Source organism: Alcanivorax sp. HI0044 (genome assembly GCF_001634945.1).
This window is the reverse complement of the sequence record NZ_LWEZ01000848.1, coordinates 1-570: the sequence shown is the minus strand read 5'-3', so window position 1 is coordinate 570 and position 570 is coordinate 1. Positions and strand designations below refer to the sequence as shown.

1 protein-coding gene is annotated in these 570 nt (G+C 57.5%); it reads left to right on the top strand.

All coding sequences use genetic code 11. The features are described 5' to 3' along the window. Positions 1-202: hypothetical protein (locus A3730_RS31475; protein WP_063538011.1), on the top strand; the 202-nt coding region annotated here is incomplete at its 5' end. Positions 203-570: the final 368 nt, after the last annotated feature.

Here is a 570-nt window from a genome sequence, read left to right as displayed (position 1 = left end):
GGTGGATTACATCCCCCAGGAAGCGGTGATTTTCATGTGGGTGGAAGTGGACGCGGACACCGTGATCGACACTCCGAAAGAAGTGCGCACCTTCAAGGTGTTCACCACCGGTTCCGGCATTCCCAACAATGCCCGCTATATCGGTACCACCATCGATAACATGAAGGGCGAGGCTCACCACGTTTACGAGTTGAGAGACTGACGTAGGAAGCGATCCGTTACATCTACGAAGCCGCTGTAGGAACGAAGCGTAGCGGAGTAACGCACGTATTTCCGTGAGGCCCGAAGGGTGAGCGAAGCGAATAGTCCCTCTTGAGGGACGAACCACGCGTCAGCGTGAAAATCATCCGCAGAGCCTACCCCGGATTCGGTTCGGAGCAGCAGAGCAACCGGGGCCTCCAGAATGATCAGGTGACCCCCGCATTGCCTGTTTCCTCGCGAGGGCTGGTATTCGTCCCTCAAGAGGAACTCCTACAGCGGCTTCGTTATAAACGTGCGGGTCGACGTTCCTGCGGAGCGGGGAGGCTCTGACCCTCGTCAGCCAACCCGCAAACCGTTAGACTGCGCTGT